This is a genomic window from Pararhizobium sp. LjRoot235 (assembly GCF_964254145.1).
Lineage (GTDB): Bacteria > Pseudomonadota > Alphaproteobacteria > Rhizobiales > Rhizobiaceae > Pararhizobium.
Window position 1 is genome coordinate 54,994 of record NZ_CAXUSP020000002.1, and the last position, 16,175, is coordinate 71,168.

Here is a 16,175-nt window from a genome sequence, read left to right on the forward strand (position 1 = left end):
CTGGCCGATGGCATCAGTTGATGGCGCGGATCCGCTCCAGCAGGTCCTTCATCTGGGGGTCGGTGACGAAGCGATCATAGACCGGCTTCATCGCAGCGGAGAATTCCGCCTTGTCGACGGTGATGACATTCACCCCCGCAGCCCGGATCTTTTCCTCCGAAGCCTTTTCTCGCGCGGTCCACAGTTCGCGCATCTTGGCGACGGATTCTTTCGCTGCATCCTTGAGGACCTTCTGGTCATCGGCGGAAAGTTTGTCCCAGCTCATCTTGGAAATGACGAGGATTTCCGGATTGAGCGAGTGCTCCGTCAGCGTGTAGTTCTTCGCAACTTCGAAATGGCGCGAGGACTCATAGGACGGCCAGTTGTTCTCCGCTGCATCCACCACGCCAGTCTCGAGCGACGAGTAGACTTCGCCGAACGGCATCGGCGTTGCATTGGCGCCGAACGCGTCCATCATCGCGATCCACAGGTCGGATTGCTGCACGCGGACCTTCATGCCCTTGAGGTCATCCAGCTTCTCGATCGGCTTCTTGGTCGAGTAAAAAGAACGTGCTCCGGAATCGTAGAACGCAAGCCCGATGAGGCCATGCGGTTCGAATGCGGCAAGCACCTCGTCGCCGATCGGACCATCGACGGTCTTGTGCATGTGTTCGGTGGAGCGGAACAGGAAGGGCAGGCCAAGCACCACGGTCTGCGGCACGAGGTTGTTGAAGGGCGCTGCGTTGACGCGGTTCATGTCGATGACGCCGAAGCGGGTCTGCTCGATCGTATCCTTCTCGGTGCCAAGTGCCGCGTTGTTGGTGACTTCGATCTTGATACGGCCATTGGTGCGCTGCGAGACGAGTTTGCCCATGTACTTCACCGCGTCGACCGTCGGATAGCCGTCGGGATGGATATCGGCCGAGCGGAGTGTGATTTCCTGGGCATGCAAGGTGCCGGCGCCAAGGGTCAAACCCAGGGCCAGGCAAAGCGATTTGGCTATGTTCATGTCTTTCTCCTCCTTTGAAATCCTCGCCTGGAGTCTCCTCGCCCCCGACGCATGCATCAGTCAGCTGCCTCCGCCACCAAAGCGCGGAAGGCCGTAAAGGCTTTCGGGGTTATCGACGAGCGCCAGCTGGCGCGCGGCATCATCGGGCAGCCAGCCAAGTACCGTGTCGGTCAGATCGGCGTCGTCGGGATAGGCCTCGCGGGTCTTAGCCAGATTGTGCGGCCAGTTGCTGCCCCAGACGATGCGCTCGGGCGCGTGCGCCGCAATGCTGCGCGAAAAGGCGGCGACGTCGGCATAATTGGGGCCGCCACTCTTTGAGGACTCGTAGACGCCGGCGAACTTGAACCAGCAGTTTCCCCGGTCGACAAGCCGCTTGACGGCCGCGATCTCGGGTCCGTCGGGTGTTGCGCCAGAAAAGAATTTGCCATGGTGATCGAAGACCCAGCGTGATTTCAGCCTTTTCAGGCGCGCTTCGTGGTCGAGGATGTGGGTGCCATCGAATTGAACGGCGATCATCCAGCCGCGCGCGGCGCAGCGATCGTCGATGGCCTCCAGTTCACTCAGGCCGACAGCACCGCCGGCCAGATCCATAATGCGCGCGCCGACGATGCCGGCTGCGAAGAAGGCGTCGAGTTCGCTATCGGATATGTCGCTGCCGAAAGCTGCGACACCGCGGGCGAGCCGGCCCATGGCGGCCAGGCAGGCAATCAGATTGGTGTTGTCGCGCTGGTGCGCATTGCCCTGGGTGATGATCACCCGGTCGATGCCGAGCCAGTTCATGACCTGCCGATATTGTGACGCATCGGGCAACGTGCCGGCCGGCAGGTCCGGACCGCCGGGTCTTGCCGGGAAACCGGGGAGATACATGTGCATCTGCGTGTCCACCGTGCCTTTCGGCAAGGGCGTCTGCAGCGGACGGCCGGAAAGCGGGCGAACCAGCATCTCAGTCGTCCTTCATCCGGAACTCGGCAAGCGCGTCGCGGTTGATCTCGATGCCGAGGCCCGGCCCATCGGGGATTTTGACCACCCCGCGCGCATGCTCGATCGGCGCTTTGACGACGGCCTGGCGGAATGGGTTTTCCGTGCGGTCGAATTCGAGTATTGGCTCGATCGGGTTGACACGCATGGGGCTCGGGACCATCGCCGCCATGAACTGAAGCGCGGCCGCGATATGGACCGCCGTGCCCCAAACATGCGGGACGACACGGATACCATGCAGCGCTGCCATGTCGGCCACGCGCTTTGCCTCGGTGAACCCGCCGACGCCGGCGAGATCGGGCTGAATGATATCCACCGCGCGCGTCTCGATCGGCTCGCGCATGCCCCAGCGGCTGTGCCAGGTTTCGCCGCCCGCGACCGGAATCGGCTGCTTGGCACGCACCTCGCGATAGGCGCCGAGCTGTTCCGGCACCACCGGCTCCTCGAACCAGTCGATGTCGAATTCGGCGGCCCTGCGCCCGAGTTCGATCGCTTCCATCGGGTCATAGCCGTGATTGGCATCGACCATCAGCCGCATATCAGGCCCAACGGCCTCGCGCACGGCGCGAATGACTGCCAGATCTTCCTTCACGCCGAAGCCGATTTTCGTCTTGCTCGCGTGGAAGCCCTCGGCGTGATAGCGCGCCGCGTCCGTCGCATTGTCGGCGATCCGGTCGACGCCGTCGCGCTTGAAGCTGCCCGTCGCATAGGCTCTGACCTTGTCGCGGAAGCGCCCGCCGAGCAATGTTGAAACCGGTGCGCTGAAATGCTTGCCCTTGATATCCCAAAGCGCGATATCGATACCCGACAGCGCCGTCACGGCGAGGCCACGTTGCCCCTGGTCACGCAACGCATTGTAGAGACGAGCCCAGATTTTTTCGGTCTCAAGCGGATTAGCGCCGATGAGCCACGGCTTGTAAGCGGCCACGACCGCAGCATTCGGACGGGCAGGGCCGAGGCATTCACCCCAGCCGATGGTGCCGTCATCGCAGACGATCTCGACCAGCACATGCGCGCGGCGGTCGAAGCGCATCGAGGCGCTTTCGAAGGGCACGGGTAGCCGGTATTCGAGCAGATGCGTATGGACGGCTGCGATTTTCATCCTAGCGCTTCCAGGGTGCGATGAGTTTTTCGAGCATGGCTTCTTCTTCCGCCGTCAGATCGTCGAGGGGAGGGCGGACTTTGCCGGCGTCAAAGCCCTGGAGGCGCACGCCGGCCTTCACAGCGGCGACCGCATAGCCCTTGCGCCGGCTGCGGATCGCCATGAAGGGGTAGAAGAAGTCCCTCAAGATCGCTTCGCAGCGCGTCCTGTCGCCGCCGCGCAGCGCCTGGTAGAACTCGACGGCAAGCGCCGGCACGAAGTTGAAGACCGCAGAAGAATAGGTGGTGAATCCTGCCCCAAGATAGGCTTCTGCGAAAAGCTCAGCCGTCGGCATTCCGCCGAGATAGGTGAGGCGGTCGCCCATGGTGGCGGTAATCTGGCGGATAAGCCCGATATCACCCGTGCCATCCTTGAAGCCGACCAGATTGGGGCATTCGTCGCAGAGACGCTTCAGCGTATCGACGCCGAGTATCGAATTGTCGCGGTTATAGACCATGACGCCGATGCCAACGGACTGGCAGATACGCTTGACATGGGCGTAGAGGCCTTCCTGCGGCGCATCGATCAGATAGTGCGGCAGAAGCAGAATGCCGTCGGCACCTGCCTTCTCGACGGAGCGCGCAAGTTCGACGGCGACCTCGGTGCCATAGCCGCAACCGGAGACGATCGCGGTCTTGCCGGAGGCTTCCTTTGCCGCCCTGACCACATTTGGAACTTCTTGAGGAGACAGCGAAAAGAACTCGCCGGTCCCGCCAGCCGCAAAGAGGACCGGGGCGTCGTAGCTCGATAGCCATTCGATGTGGCGCTGGTAGCTTTTGGCCTGGAATTTTCCCTCCGCGTCGAAATGCGTCACGGGAAAGGACAACAGCCCCGCGCCAAGCGTGGCTTTGATCTCTTGCGGCGTCATGCTGGATTTCCTCTGCCTGCCTCCTCCGGCACACTTGTCGTACATGTATGACAAGATGGAGTCAATAACTTATCGTACAGGTTTGCGCTGCTCGCGCAAAAGCGCCCTGTAACGTGCCTGGCTGCCGCGCAGATGGCGGCGCATGGCGTCGCGGGCGCCTTCCTCGTCGCCGTTGGAGATGGCGACAACGATATCATTATGCTCGTTATCGAGCATGGTGATGTAGGCTCGCTGGTCGACTTCGGTATCGTCCTTACGCAAGGCCGCGCGCGGAATGACGTTTTGCCCGATCATCGCCAGGAATTCGCGAAAGCGCGGATTGTTGGTCGCCTCGGCGATGGCAAGGTGCAGGGCGAAATCAGCCTCAGCGCTCGAGACTCCGGCGTTCAGGCAAGCGCGCACGGCATAGTGACGCTCGATGATGACCTCCTCCTGCGCCGGCGATCGCCGCAGGGCGGCAAGCCCTGCGGCTTCGACCTCGACAGCGGTCCTGAGCTCCAGCAATTCGATCGTCGAGGAAACGCGTGCGGGATCGATATCCTGCAGCGAAAGCAGCGAGGAGGGGGGCGTGGGCGATGTCTCCAGGACGAAGACGCCGGCGCCCTGGCGGGCTTCGACGAGCCGGTCGGCGCGAAGGGCGGCGATCGCCTCGCGCACCACAGTGCGGCTGACGCCATGGGTCTCTGACAACCGCGCTTCGCTTGGCAATTTGCTTCCTGGGGGAAACTGTCCGGCGGCGATTGCTCGTCTCAGTGTATCGCCAAGCCGTGCCGTCAATGTGCCCGTTACCGGCTCGGATCTTACCTGAACGCTCATCGGAGCTCCTTCCTTCGCGCTCTGCGCCACGCCGCCAAGAGAATGCCTGGAAACTTGTCTGTCAAGTTGACGGAAATCCTCGCAATATATGCGCCCTGTTGACCGTTGTTTGTCAACATGTATGATGACTTTTGAGACGAATCTAGCCCGTAATAGCGGATTTCATGCCGTGGGGCCTGCAGAAACCATGGTGGAGGGTACGGATTTGAAGCGACTGCTGATCACAGGGGCTGCCGGTGGGCTGGGCAGCGCGATGCGGGCAAGAATGGCGAAGTTCGCCGACTTGGTGCGCATTTCGGATATCGCCGATCTCGGCGCTGCAGCGCCGCATGAGGAACTGGTGATCTGCGACCTCGGTGATGCCGAGGCCGTGCACAGCCTCGTCGAAGGCTGCGATGGTATCCTTCATCTCGGCGGCATCTCGGTCGAGGACAAGTTCTCGAAGATCATGAATGCCAACCTCTTGGGGCTCTACAATCTCTACGAAGCGGCCCGCGCTCATGGCCATCCCCGTATTCTCTTTGCGAGCTCCAACCATACAGTCGGCTTCTATCGGCAGGACGATCACATCGACGCAACCGCGCCGATGCGACCGGATGGGCTCTACGGCGTATCGAAATGCTTCGGCGAGGCGCTGGCACGCATGTATTTCGAAAAATTCGGGCAGGAGACGGCGCTTGTGCGGATCGGCAGTTGCATGGAAAGGCCGACGAACCACCGCATGCTGTCGACATGGATGTCCTACGACGACTTCGAAGCGTTGATAGCCTGTGTCTTCCGCGCGCCCATGCTCGGCTGCCCTATTATCTGGGGCGTCTCGGACAACGACAGCCGTTGGTGGGACAATTCGCATGCCGCTTATCTCGGCTGGCGTCCCGGTGACAATGCGGAGCACTTCCGCGTCGAACTGGAGGCGAAAGTGCCGCGCCCGGCGCCGTCTGAGCCGCTGGCGCATTATCAGGGCGGGCAGTTTACGCAGGATCCGATTTTCACGGAAGAGTGAACGGGGCAGGCATGAAAAGCGGGGTGACTGAATAGGCAACAGCATCATTGCGCACGAAAGCAGTCATCCAGTTGGTTGAGACCGAAAGAGGCTTTTGAAGCGGTTGGCGTGGTTGGCCTTGAGTTTCGAGTGTGCTAGGATGTACACAAGTTGACACGATGGAACATTGCAATGGCTGGCAGCACTACTATGACGATCCGTCTTTCTACCGAAGCTAAGGCAAAGCTCGAGCGGCTTGCCGTTGATACCAGGCGCAGCAAATCGTTCCTCGCTGGCGAGGCCGTTTCGGCTTATGTCGAGCGCGAGCTTGGCATAATCGAAGGTATCCAGCGTGGCATGGCTGATGTTGAGAGCGGGCGCGTCGTAGCGCATGATGATGCCATGGCTGAAATCTATGCCGCGATCGATGACGTGAAGGCCGGCCGGGCTTGATACGACCCGTTCAATGGTCCCGTCACGCGCTGGATGATCTGAAGGCTCAGATCGTTCATATTGCTGCTGAAAACTCTCTCGCGGCGAAAAGGGTCGCCGATCGTGTCGGGGATACTGCAAACGCCATTGGCGAGATGGCGACCGGTAGGCCTGGCCGGGTATCCGGCACCTATGAAAAAATCGTCGTGGGATTGCCTTACATCATTGCCTATTCGATCACCGTCGAAGGCGAACGGGAGACGATCTCCGTCCTGCGCGTGATTCACACATCGCGCGATTGGCCGGATGAGGAGTGGCCGGGATCAATTTAGCTGCCTGCGTTTCGCGTAAAGTCGTCCAACGCTTCCGCATCGGACATGCCAGCGTCGAATGGCTAATTTATGGGACGCAGATCACAATTCCCGCTAAGTTTTGCAATCCAAAAAGTTGTACGAGCGCCCGCCGAAACTGACACGGGCGCTCGAATTCGCAGCGGCGTCGGGAGAGGCGACGCGTCAGGGAGCTTAGAGATTAGCGAGCAGCTCGTTGATCCGGGTTTCGGCATCGGCAAGGGCTGCGTCGGTGTCCTTCTGGCCGGAGGTTGCAGCAGCCAGTTCCTCGCCGATGATATCCTGGATGGCGAACTGGCGCTGCACTTCTGACGGCAGCGATCGACCAAGATCTGCGACGGCGGAAATCGTGTCGCGGTGTGGCAGCGCCTTGAATTGGTCCGAGGCAATGATCGATTTGACGGCCGGCAGATGGCCGGTGCGCGACCAATCGAAGTCGTTGTCGACGAAGAATTTTAGGAACTTGCCGATAGCAGCGGTCTGCTCAGCCGTACGATCTTCCTTGGCCGAAACCGCCCAGGTGTGGCCGTCGGCATATTGCGCATGCGCGCCATCGAAAAGCTGCGGATAGGGATAGACGGCATAGCCGCCCTTGTTGAGCGCAGTGCCATTGGTTTCGGACTGTGCGTTGTAATCACCGACGACCCAGGTGCCGTTCAGCTGCACGCCACCCTCACCGGCGAGGAAGGCATTGATCGCGCCGCCGTAGTCGAGATCCTTGGTGGTGTAATCCTTGGCGAAGATCGTCTTGTACATTTCGACGACCTTCTTGGCTTCTGGCGTATTGAGCTTCACGTGCTTCGGATCGGCGAAGAAGTCCGAACCCTGCTGGAAAAGATAGGTATAGAGGTTACGCGTAAAGAGCGCGGTCTCGTTGGCAAGGTTCTGGACGAAATAAGGCTTGCCGGTTTTCTGCTTGAACTGTTCGGCCTGAGCCAGGAGTTCATCGACCGATTTAGGCAGGATCGGCGTGCCGTCGGGATTGACGAGATCGGCCTGTTTGAACAGGTCCATGTTGATATGGTAAAGCATGGTCCAGCTGTCGATCGGCAGGCCATAGATTTTTCCGTCTTTGGTGGCGCCGTTGCGGGCGGCATCCGTAAATGCATCCGGGGTCACGCCGACAGACTTCAGCACGGCGTCGAGCGGCATCAGCAGGCCCTTGGACTGATAGTCCGAAAGCACGGATTCGTGGATTGTAACGATGTCGGGCGCATCGCCGGATGCGAACTGGGCGGTCAACTGATCATAGCCCGGCCATTCTACGGTCGTCACACTGACGTGGATATCGGGATTGTCGGCGTTGAACTTGTTGATCAGCGACGTGATGATCCCGCATTCGCCGACAGCTTTGGTGACATCGGTGTTGGTGCCAAAGTCCGCATCACAGGCGCCGAAGAAGCGCTGTACCGTCAGTTCGGTTGCCGCGAAAGACGGGTTGACGAGCATTATCGCGCCTGCCGAGACTGCGGCAAAAAGTAGTTTCTTAAGATGCATATCAGTTCCTCCTACTGAGTTCCGCCACTCCACGCTGGAGCGGCTTCATGCTTGCATCGCTGCGGCGGTTTTCCTCCCGCATGCAATTCTCGTTATCGGACCGCGGCGCCAGAGACGGCGGTGACGATGTATTTCTGGAAAAACAGGTAGATGATCAGGATCGGCGCGCCGGCGAACACTGCCTGCGCCATCAGGAAGCCGATGCCCTCCGACTGGGCGAAATTTGTCTGTGTCGATGCCATCCCGACCGTCAGCGTCAACATGTCCTTCTTGGTCGCCGAGATCAGCGGCCAGAAGTAATCATTCCATGAGCCGAGGAAGGTGAAGATGCCAAGGGTTGCCTGAGCCGGCACGGTGAGCGGCAGAAGCACTTTCCAGAAAATCCTGAGGCGCCCGGCATTGTCCAGCATGGCGGCTTCGTCCAGCTCCTTCGGGATGGCCCGGAAATACTGGGTCATCAGGAAGACGCCGAACGAAGCCGACAGGCCGGGGAGAACGAGGCCGTGATAGGTGTTGTGGAACTTCAGCATGCTGAAGATCTGATGGCGGGCGACCAGCACGGCCTGCTCGGGAACTGCTAGGCCGAAGAGCACGATGACGAAGAGGATGTTGCGACCGGGGAAGTTCAGCCGCGCAAAGCCGTAGCCGGCGAGCGACGACAGGATCAACGTACCGAGTGTCAGGCTGCCCGAGACGATGATACTGTTGAGCACCCAGCGGAACACCGACGATGTGCCGATGGTATTGATGTAGTTCTTCAAGGTATAAGGCGAGTGGAACACCGAATTCGGATTGGCCATCAGCTCGGCGTTTTCCTTGAGCGACAGGCCGATGACCCAGAGAACCGGCGCGATCATGATGATCGACAGCAGGATGACGAGGGCCAGCAGAACGCGGTCGCCGAATGCCCGTCCCTTGATGGAAGTGGCTGGAGCGCTCATGCCTGGTCTCCCTTGTTGCGCGTGACGAGGTACTGGGCCATGGCCGCAATCAGGATGAGGACGAAGAGGATTTCCGAGGCCGCGGCACCCATGCCGAGATCCCAGCGACGGAACGCAGTGTCATAGATGTAGAGCACGATCGGCTTGGTGAGATTGTTCGGGCCACCGCGCGTCATCAGCCAGGCCTGGCCGAACAGCTGGAATTGCAGCACGATCTGGATGATGATCACCAAGATAAACGTACGTTTGATCGAGGGCAGGGTTATCGAACGCAGCGTCTGCCAGCGGTTGGCGTTGTCGAGCGCCGCAGCCTCGTAGATATCCTGCGGGATCTGCTGCAGGGCCGAAAGAAACAGCATCATCGGCAAGCCGATACACCACCAGATCGTGGCGATGGCAATGCCGATCATTGCGAGGCTGGGGTCGGAGATGAATGCCGGTGCGGTTGCGCCGAACCATCCGTAGATCGTCGACAGCAGGCCGACATTCGGAATGTAGACGATCCGCCAGATCAATGTGACGATGGTGACCGACAGCACCGAGGAGGAGAAAAACAGAGTCCGCAGCACGGCGGCAGTGCGTGTGCGGCGGTTGAGGCAAAGCGCGAGAAAAAGGCCGATAAGCGCCAGCGTCGGCACCGTCAGCAGTACGAAATAGAAGGTGTTCCAGACCGATTGCAGGAAGACCTTGTCGTGAAGGAGCCTGACGTAGTTGTCGAGGCCGACAAACCTGCCGGTCGAGAAAGTGTCCGCCTTGTGGAAGCTCAGCCACATGCCCCAGAAAAGCGGGAAGATAAGCAGCGTCGTGAAGAAGAACAGGAACGGTGCGACGAAAACGAAGTTTCGCCATTGCGGCGCGTAGATATTGGCGCTTGGGACCCTGACGCTGGCGGCCGGCGCTGCGGTCTCTCGGATCGTCAGCTGGTCAGCCATATCAGGCCTCCCTCGCATGCCAGGCGCGCCCGGTTTCATTGAAGAGATGCGATTTCCTGCCATCGAAGGCGAGGCCGACCGTGTCGCCGACAGCAACGCGGCTGTTGCCGACGTCGGAGGCGACGATGATCTGGCCATCGCTGAGGCGGGCATAGACCAGCGTGCGTTCGCCAAGACGTTCCAGCACATCGACTTTGCCGTTGACATCGCCCTGGCCAGTCGGCGCGATGCGCACGTCCTCCGAACGGACGCCAAACGTGTGAACGCCATCGACGACCTGGTTTATGGCGATATCGGTGGCGATAGCCGTGCCGTCGGCGAATTTCACCCTTGCGGCGTCGCCGGATCTATCGATTGTGACATCGACGAAATTCATCGCCGGCGCGCCGACGAAGCCTGCAACGAACTTGGTTGCCGGGCGCTCATAGATCTCCATCGGCGAACCGATCTGCTCGATCTTGCGATTGTTCATAACGACGATACGGTCGGCGAGCGTCATCGCCTCCACCTGATCGTGGGTGACGAAGATCATCGTCGATTGCAAGCGTTGGTGAAGCTGGGCGAGTTCTATGCGCGTGCGGGTGCGGAGGGCCGCATCGAGATTGGAGAGCGGCTCGTCGAAGAGGAAGGCTTTTGGCTCCTTGACGATGGCGCGGCCGATGGCGACGCGTTGACGCTGGCCGCCGGAAAGCTGTCCGGGTTTGCGCTCGAGCAGGTGCGGCATTTCCAGGATACGAGCCGCCTCGGCAATGCGCGCATCGATCACGTGACGCGCCACGCCGATATTGTCGAGGCCGAAGGCCATGTTGTCCCGCACGGTCATGTGCGGATAAAGAGCATAGGACTGGAACACCATGGCAATGCCGCGCCTGCCGGGAGGCAAGTGGTCGATGCGCTCGCCGTTGATGGCGATCTCGCCCCTGTCAACGGTTTCAAGCCCGGCAATCATGCGCAGAAGGGTCGATTTCCCACAACCCGACGGTCCCAGGAACACGATGAATTCGCGCGCCTTGATGGAGAGCGACAGGTCATCCAGCACCCTCATGGCACCGAACTGCTTGCTTACATTCCTGATTTCGATATTCGCGGTCACGTCGACGCTCCTCCTCAGCGCATACACCGTCTCGATGGTTCGTCTGAAATCAAAGCTTCAGGCGGATCATCTGATAGGAATAGGCCGGCAGAGACAGGCTGAGCTTGCCGTCAGTCATCTTGGCGCCGGCCCCCTTTTTGGGGGCGACATTGAAAGGATTTTCGGACGAATTGACAGCTTTTAGGTCCGCATGCGTCATCACCTGATGGTCAACGATGTCAGCCGTGCCGAAGCCGGTCAGGTCGATCACTGTTTCAATGGCATCAGTCGCATGCCGGTTGATTGCAAAGAAGGTCACATTGCTGGTTTGTGTGTCATGCACCCCAGTGACGTCGACATAGGCAACGTCGCCTGCAACGGTGGAGGTGTAGGTCGGGCTTTCGACCTTGAGGTCCAGCGCGTTGCCGCGGCCATAGATCGAGGCATAAAAATAGGGGTAGAAGGTCGTCTGGCGCCATGCCGGGCCGTTCGGAACGGTCATGATCGGGGCGATGACATTGACCAGCTGCGCGAGGCAGGCGATCTTGACGACATCGGCACGGCGGATGAAGGTGTTGAGGATCAGGCCGACCTGCAGCACATCCTCGAAATTGTAGATGTCTTCGAGCAGCGGCGGGGCGAAGGGCCAGCCGTCATTGCCGCCGAGGATTTTCTTGTCCTGCTCCTTGGAATGATACCAGACATTCCATTCGTCGAACGAGATATAGACCTGCTTGTTGGAGCGCTTCTTGGCCTTGATGTAGTCGATGACGCCTGCGACCGAGACGATGTAAGCATCGAGCTTCTCGCTCATGGCGAGATAATTCGGCGTGTCGTTGCTCTCGTTGTCGAAATACATGTGCAGGGAGATATAATCGACCTCGTTGTAGGTGTGGTCGAGAACGGTCGCTTCCCATTCGGGATAGGTCGGCATCTTGGCGTTGGAGGAGCCGCAAACGACGAGTTCGAGCGACTTGTCGAAGGCGCGCATAGCTTTCGCGGTCTCATGGGCCAGGCGGCCATATTCGTCGGCGGTCTTGTGGCCGATCTGCCAGGGTCCGTCCATCTCGTTGCCGAGGCACCAGAGCTTGACGTTGTAGGGTTCCTTGCGGCCGTTGGCGATGCGCTTGTCGCTCCACTCGCTGCCACCGGGATGATTGGTGTATTCGAGGAAGTTGCGGGCTTCGTCGAGGCCGCGCGAGCCGAGATTGACGGCAAGCATCATTTCGGTGTTGGCGGACACGCACCAGTCGGCGAATTCATGCAGGCCGACTTCGTTGCTTTCCGACGTGTGCCAAGCCAGATCGAGGCGAACCGGACGTTCTTCCTTAGGGCCGACGCCGTCTTCCCAGTTGTAGGCCGAGACGAAGTTGCCGCCGGGATAGCGGACGATCGGAACATTGAGTTCCTTGACGAGGTCGATGACGTCCTGGCGCATACCATTGGCGTCCGCCGTCGGGTGACCCGGCTCATAGATGCCGGAGTAAACTGCGCGTCCCAGATGCTCGATAAAGGATCCGTAGAGTCTCGGGTCGATTTCCGAGACAACATAGCGCGGATGTGCCGTAACGGCCGCCTTCATTGTAGACCTCCCAATCCATATCATAAGTGATGATGTAAATCATCTTATTTGATATTAAGACCAAGATTTGGGCTAAGGTCAAGTCGGTAGGCCTAAAAAGTATGATAATTCCTGCGTAAAAGCGCTCGATTGTCACCTAGAGCACTGTGTTTGTTGATTTATTTTTGATATCAAAAACTCGGATATCAAGATGTCTTCAGCCGCAACAGGATATCCTGATCATAGTTGCCAAACCCCTTGCCGAAAATATTAATGCCGCCCGGATGGGCCGCATTCTCGTAGACGCCGATGCGCACACGAATCGAATGATGGTTAACGAGATCGAGTTCTGTAATCGTCACATCGGAAATCCTGACGCCATCGACATACGTGCCGTCCCTGGCGATGCGCCAGTTCTTCAGCTTGCCGTATTGCGAGCCCTTGAGTTTCCACCAAACAGGAGTAAAGACGCCGCGCTTGTCGCCGAAATCGCCCGGAGACATCCAGACGCCGACATCCTTGCCGTTGATCGACAGGGTGATGTCAGAAGGCCAGTCGGCGCTGGTGCCAGGCACCTCCGAGCTCAGCTCCATGACGACCTCTATTTCCTGGATCTCCATGTTGGAAAGCTTGGCATTGTTGGGAAATTGATACTCGACGAAGCCACGGGTAAACCACAACAAACCGGCCTTCATCCGGTCCGGATCGAGAAAGGCATTGGGCACATCGAGGAGACCAATAATGCCCTCGGGAGAACAGAGGCCGCACGGCGCAGTCACCTCGAAACCAGTGTAGAGGCCGATCGGCATGGACACCTCGATCGTGTCCTTGCGCATCTCACGATACTCGCTTTTGAAGACGACCAGCACTTCCTCCGCGGTGGGGTAGCAGATCTTCTGGTTGCCCTTTTTGGCTTTCTGGTTTTCAGTGCGGATCAATCCGCAATCTTCTAGCACCTGGATGTTGGTGGAGACCGTCGATTGCGGCAGCAACAGGACATTCGCGATGTCGTTGACATTCATCGGGCCCTTTTCATGCAGCAGCTTCAGCATCTGGACGCGGACGGAGGAGGCCAGGCCCTTGAGAACAGCTAATCCTTCTTCAGGCTCAATGACGAGGAAATTTCTGCTCATGCGGGAGACCTGCGCTAAATGAGGCAATTTTAGAAGTTTCATATCAGATATTTCGATATGCACAATCGTAGCAACTTCAGCAATGAACAGCTTTTTTTGATTTCCAGTGGGTGCAATTGCAGGCATCTGGCATGTATGCCATGCGCAACGAGGCTCGAAGCGACCACTGTCCCGATGGGTGACATCGCCAGCGCCGTCGTTTATCGCCCGGCGACTTCGGCGGCCGACGGTATGTATTCGCCAAACATTTTCGGCAAAGGTTTCGGGATTTGCGACCAGGACATCGTTATGTCGATCGTCTTTTGAGGAAACGGCTGTGCCAGGCGATATTGACCGCTTCTAACCGCGCCGGACTCCGCCGTTCTCGATCCACTGCTATACATCAACTTGCGTGCGCCTTAACTCCCGATCTGAGGGTCACGCGTGCGCAAGCTTTTCGGCCTCAGCAGCCGCAGCGATTTGCCGGCCGGATCGCTTTGAAGCTGCAGCTCGCGTGTGAAGAAACGATTGCCCGGCTCCGTCCGGCCGATATTGATAATTGCCGCATTGCCAAGCTCCTGCTCCAGGAATGTCAGAACGGAGTGGTGTGCGTCGCTGTCCAATGTATCGAGCGCCTCGTCGATGATGATCCAGCGTGGTTTGTGCAGGCCAAGTCGCGCAATTGCCAGAAGTCGCAGTTCAAGCTCGTTGAGTTTCAGTTTTGTGCGCATGTCCTGATCGAGGCGGCCGCTCAACTTGCCGAGACCGACCTTGGACAAAACGGCTGCGAGATCGGCTTTCCGAAAACTCTCCGGGCTTCTCGGATAGGTGAGAACCTCTTCCAGTGTACCTGGCGGAAAATACGGTGTTCGGGGCACGAAGGCAATGTCATCTCCTTCGGGAAGCGAGATCCGTCCTTGTCCCCAAGGCCACAAGCCGGCGACGGAACGGAAAAACGGCGCCTTCTCCACGTCTGGATCGCCGGTCACGAGAACGCGATCGCCGGGGTTGATTTCCACATGCGGCTCCGCAACCTTGATGCATCCGGAAGGTATCGCAATCTCAAGGCCATCGATCGTCAATCGATGGCCGTCTGATTTGGCAAAATCGATGCGTTTGTCGGTCTCATGACGCGCGTCGGTCATCAACACCGCGGAACGGAAGGCGGCAACCCTGAGGAGGGTCGCCCGCCAATCGGCGATAGTGTCGATATTGTCGACGAACCACCGCAGCGATACATGCACCTGGTTGAACGCGCCGACGGCCATCATCAGTCCGCCGAAGCTGAGATCGCCGGCGAAATAGACCGGCGCCGCGATCACGATCGGCGCAATAACGGTAACCCAGCCGTAGCCGGACGTGACCCATGTCAGCCGAGTCAGCGCAAGCATCAAGCTATGGCTGATTTCCAATACCGATGAAAGGTCGCGTTGGAGCCGGCGCTTCTCGTTCGCTTCGCCGGCTGAAAGCGAGACCGCCTCGATGTGTTCGTTGACACGCATCAATGAGAAGCGCAGGACGGCTTCCCGGGCGTAATGTTCGCCATTGAGCTTGACCAGCGGGCGTCCGACGAACCAGCTCAAAGTCGCTGCCGTGCCGGCATAAAGGAAGGCGGCCCAGACCATGTAGCCTGGAATATTGATGTCATAACCGGCGATATGAAAAATGAAGCCGGCCGAAAGCGACCAGAGCACGCCGACGAAGCTGACGAGGAGAACGCCCGACTGAAACAGGCCGACGGAGAGGCCTGCCGTCAGGTCTGCAAGATGACGGGCGTCCTCGTGTACCCGTTGGTCGGGATTGATCCCGATGGCGCCTGCATTGGCGAGACGAAAGGCGCGCGCAGGTTTCATCCACTCGTTGATCAGGTCGAGCGTCAGGCCCTCCCTCAGCTTGATCCTGACCCACTGGTTGAGCCAGGTTTGCAGCACATTGAGGATCAGAAGCCCGCCGGCAATCTCCGCGAAGACGATCAGTTGCAGCAGGAAGGCCGAGAGATCGCGCCGCTCCAGCGTGTCGTAGAATGCCTTGTACCATCTGTTGAGCAAAATTTGGCCAAACGCGGTTGCCAAGATGAGGGCCGCGATTCCAATTGCGAGCCATGTAATCACGTTGCGCACCGGCGAGGCGATGAACGCCCGCTGCATCATGCCCAACTGATTGCGAAACGACTGTTCGTCGTCGGCATCCGCTCCTCTGTTGACCTTACCGTTTTTTTGTTGTGGCATCAGCGAGGTTCTCCAGCATGGTCTTGCGTCCAAGGCCGAGCGTGCCTTAAGCGCTCGTTGTAAGCGTACCAGAAAATGATGGGGCGAAACTGATCATTGGATCCCCATTTCGGCCACCCGATCCATCATGAAAATGGCTTCAACCTGGTCTTTGATCCGTTTCATGGGGCGCTTTTGTGGAATGGGCGTCAAATCCTGCGACTTTGGATGTATTCATGTGCCGCTTCGGCGCTTGTGCGCAAGGACCAGGTTTGTTTGGATAAGCCGGCTGGATACG

General features: G+C 58.9%; 16 protein-coding genes. 4 read left to right on the forward strand and 12 right to left on the reverse strand.

What is annotated here, in order from left to right; all coding sequences use genetic code 11:
- Positions 1-13 precede the first annotated feature (13 nt).
- The 5 genes from ACSQ2Z_RS20860 to ACSQ2Z_RS20880 all read right to left on the reverse strand — a co-directional run bounded on the left by ACSQ2Z_RS20860 (position 14) and on the right by ACSQ2Z_RS20880 (position 4,791).
- A complete protein-coding gene (locus tag ACSQ2Z_RS20860) occupies positions 14-988 on the reverse strand; it encodes a TRAP transporter substrate-binding protein (protein ID WP_436083191.1) in 975 nt (324 codons plus the stop codon).
- A 60-nt stretch (positions 989-1,048) separates the two neighbouring features.
- Positions 1,049-1,930, reverse strand: coding sequence for an amidohydrolase family protein (locus ACSQ2Z_RS20865; RefSeq protein WP_436083192.1), 882 nt, complete (start codon positions 1,928-1,930; stop codon positions 1,049-1,051).
- Between the two features lies 1 nt (position 1,931).
- Positions 1,932-3,068: a mandelate racemase/muconate lactonizing enzyme family protein gene (locus ACSQ2Z_RS20870; RefSeq protein ID WP_436083193.1), complete on the reverse strand. Its 1,137-nt coding sequence runs from the start codon at positions 3,066-3,068 to the stop codon at positions 1,932-1,934.
- A gap of 1 nt (position 3,069) precedes the next feature.
- On the reverse strand, positions 3,070-3,975 hold the full coding sequence (gene kdgD, locus ACSQ2Z_RS20875) for a 5-dehydro-4-deoxyglucarate dehydratase (protein ID WP_436083194.1): 906 nt from the start codon (positions 3,973-3,975) through the stop codon (positions 3,070-3,072).
- Between the two features lie 69 nt (positions 3,976-4,044).
- Entirely contained in the window at positions 4,045-4,791 is a 747-nt protein-coding gene (locus tag ACSQ2Z_RS20880) for a FadR/GntR family transcriptional regulator (protein ID WP_436083195.1), read from the reverse strand.
- A gap of 205 nt (positions 4,792-4,996) precedes the next feature.
- On the opposite strand from ACSQ2Z_RS20880, the gene ACSQ2Z_RS20885 reads away from it, so the two are divergent.
- From ACSQ2Z_RS20885 to ACSQ2Z_RS20895, 3 genes are all read left to right on the forward strand, one after another.
- Entirely contained in the window at positions 4,997-5,794 is a 798-nt protein-coding gene (locus ACSQ2Z_RS20885; protein WP_436084108.1) for an NAD-dependent epimerase/dehydratase family protein, read from the forward strand.
- A gap of 171 nt (positions 5,795-5,965) precedes the next feature.
- Positions 5,966-6,226, forward strand: coding sequence for a CopG family ribbon-helix-helix protein (locus ACSQ2Z_RS20890; protein WP_436083196.1), 261 nt, complete (start codon positions 5,966-5,968; stop codon positions 6,224-6,226).
- Complete coding sequence (locus tag ACSQ2Z_RS20895; protein ID WP_436084109.1) at positions 6,226-6,537, forward strand: type II toxin-antitoxin system RelE/ParE family toxin; 312 nt, start codon at positions 6,226-6,228, stop codon at positions 6,535-6,537. Before ACSQ2Z_RS20890 ends, ACSQ2Z_RS20895 begins: the two co-directional genes overlap by 1 nt.
- Positions 6,538-6,729: 192 nt before the next feature.
- Here the strand turns inward: ACSQ2Z_RS20895 and ACSQ2Z_RS20900 are convergent, their stop codons facing one another.
- The 6 genes from ACSQ2Z_RS20900 to ACSQ2Z_RS20925 all read right to left on the reverse strand — a co-directional run bounded on the left by ACSQ2Z_RS20900 (position 6,730) and on the right by ACSQ2Z_RS20925 (position 13,691).
- Positions 6,730-8,052 carry an extracellular solute-binding protein gene (locus ACSQ2Z_RS20900; RefSeq protein WP_436083197.1) on the reverse strand — a complete coding sequence of 441 codons (1,323 nt, stop codon included), beginning with the start codon at positions 8,050-8,052 and terminating at the stop codon, positions 6,730-6,732.
- A 92-nt stretch (positions 8,053-8,144) separates the two neighbouring features.
- Complete coding sequence (locus ACSQ2Z_RS20905; RefSeq protein WP_436083198.1) at positions 8,145-8,993, reverse strand: carbohydrate ABC transporter permease; 849 nt, start codon at positions 8,991-8,993, stop codon at positions 8,145-8,147.
- The gene (locus ACSQ2Z_RS20910; RefSeq protein ID WP_436083199.1) at positions 8,990-9,925 is read right to left on the reverse strand and encodes a carbohydrate ABC transporter permease; all 936 of its coding nucleotides are present in this window, start codon (positions 9,923-9,925) and stop codon (positions 8,990-8,992) included. The genes ACSQ2Z_RS20905 and ACSQ2Z_RS20910 overlap by 4 nt, the downstream gene beginning before the upstream one ends.
- A gap of 1 nt (position 9,926) precedes the next feature.
- Positions 9,927-11,018, reverse strand: coding sequence for an ABC transporter ATP-binding protein (locus tag ACSQ2Z_RS20915; RefSeq protein WP_436083200.1), 1,092 nt, complete (start codon positions 11,016-11,018; stop codon positions 9,927-9,929).
- A 49-nt stretch (positions 11,019-11,067) separates the two neighbouring features.
- Positions 11,068-12,579, reverse strand: a complete 1,512-nt coding sequence (gene arfA, locus ACSQ2Z_RS20920; RefSeq protein ID WP_436083201.1) for an arabinosylfuranosidase ArfA — start codon at positions 12,577-12,579, stop codon at positions 11,068-11,070.
- A 185-nt stretch (positions 12,580-12,764) separates the two neighbouring features.
- On the reverse strand, positions 12,765-13,691 hold the full coding sequence (locus ACSQ2Z_RS20925; RefSeq protein WP_436083202.1) for an ArsR/SmtB family transcription factor: 927 nt from the start codon (positions 13,689-13,691) through the stop codon (positions 12,765-12,767).
- A 174-nt stretch (positions 13,692-13,865) separates the two neighbouring features.
- Between ACSQ2Z_RS20925 and ACSQ2Z_RS20930 the strand changes: the two genes are divergently transcribed.
- Positions 13,866-13,997: a hypothetical protein gene (locus ACSQ2Z_RS20930; protein ID WP_436083203.1), complete on the forward strand. Its 132-nt coding sequence runs from the start codon at positions 13,866-13,868 to the stop codon at positions 13,995-13,997.
- A gap of 92 nt (positions 13,998-14,089) precedes the next feature.
- Here ACSQ2Z_RS20930 and ACSQ2Z_RS20935 read toward each other — a convergent pair whose 3' ends face one another.
- Entirely contained in the window at positions 14,090-15,898 is a 1,809-nt protein-coding gene (locus ACSQ2Z_RS20935) for an ABC transporter ATP-binding protein/permease (protein ID WP_436083204.1), read from the reverse strand.
- Between the last annotated feature and the right edge of the window lie 277 nt (positions 15,899-16,175).

Excerpts from the sequence above, each read along its gene's own strand:
- ACSQ2Z_RS20860 (WP_436083191.1), bottom strand. The coding sequence starts at position 988 with ATGAACATAGCCAAATCGCTTTGCCTGGCCCTGGGTTTGACCCTTGGC.
- ACSQ2Z_RS20865 (WP_436083192.1), bottom strand. The coding sequence starts at position 1,930 with ATGCTGGTTCGCCCGCTTTCCGGCCGTCCGCTGCAGACGCCCTTGCCG.
- ACSQ2Z_RS20870 (WP_436083193.1), bottom strand. The coding sequence starts at position 3,068 with ATGAAAATCGCAGCCGTCCATACGCATCTGCTCGAATACCGGCTACCC.
- kdgD (WP_436083194.1), bottom strand. The coding sequence starts at position 3,975 with ATGACGCCGCAAGAGATCAAAGCCACGCTTGGCGCGGGGCTGTTGTCC.
- ACSQ2Z_RS20880 (WP_436083195.1), bottom strand. The coding sequence starts at position 4,791 with ATGAGCGTTCAGGTAAGATCCGAGCCGGTAACGGGCACATTGACGGCA.
- ACSQ2Z_RS20890 (WP_436083196.1), top strand. The coding sequence starts at position 5,966 with ATGGCTGGCAGCACTACTATGACGATCCGTCTTTCTACCGAAGCTAAG.
- ACSQ2Z_RS20900 (WP_436083197.1), bottom strand. The coding sequence starts at position 8,052 with ATGCATCTTAAGAAACTACTTTTTGCCGCAGTCTCGGCAGGCGCGATA.
- ACSQ2Z_RS20905 (WP_436083198.1), bottom strand. The coding sequence starts at position 8,993 with ATGAGCGCTCCAGCCACTTCCATCAAGGGACGGGCATTCGGCGACCGC.
- ACSQ2Z_RS20910 (WP_436083199.1), bottom strand. The coding sequence starts at position 9,925 with ATGGCTGACCAGCTGACGATCCGAGAGACCGCAGCGCCGGCCGCCAGC.
- arfA (WP_436083201.1), bottom strand. The coding sequence starts at position 12,579 with ATGAAGGCGGCCGTTACGGCACATCCGCGCTATGTTGTCTCGGAAATC.
- ACSQ2Z_RS20925 (WP_436083202.1), bottom strand. The coding sequence starts at position 13,691 with ATGAGCAGAAATTTCCTCGTCATTGAGCCTGAAGAAGGATTAGCTGTT.
- ACSQ2Z_RS20930 (WP_436083203.1), top strand. The coding sequence starts at position 13,866 with ATGGGTGACATCGCCAGCGCCGTCGTTTATCGCCCGGCGACTTCGGCG.
- ACSQ2Z_RS20935 (WP_436083204.1), bottom strand. The coding sequence starts at position 15,898 with ATGCCACAACAAAAAAACGGTAAGGTCAACAGAGGAGCGGATGCCGAC.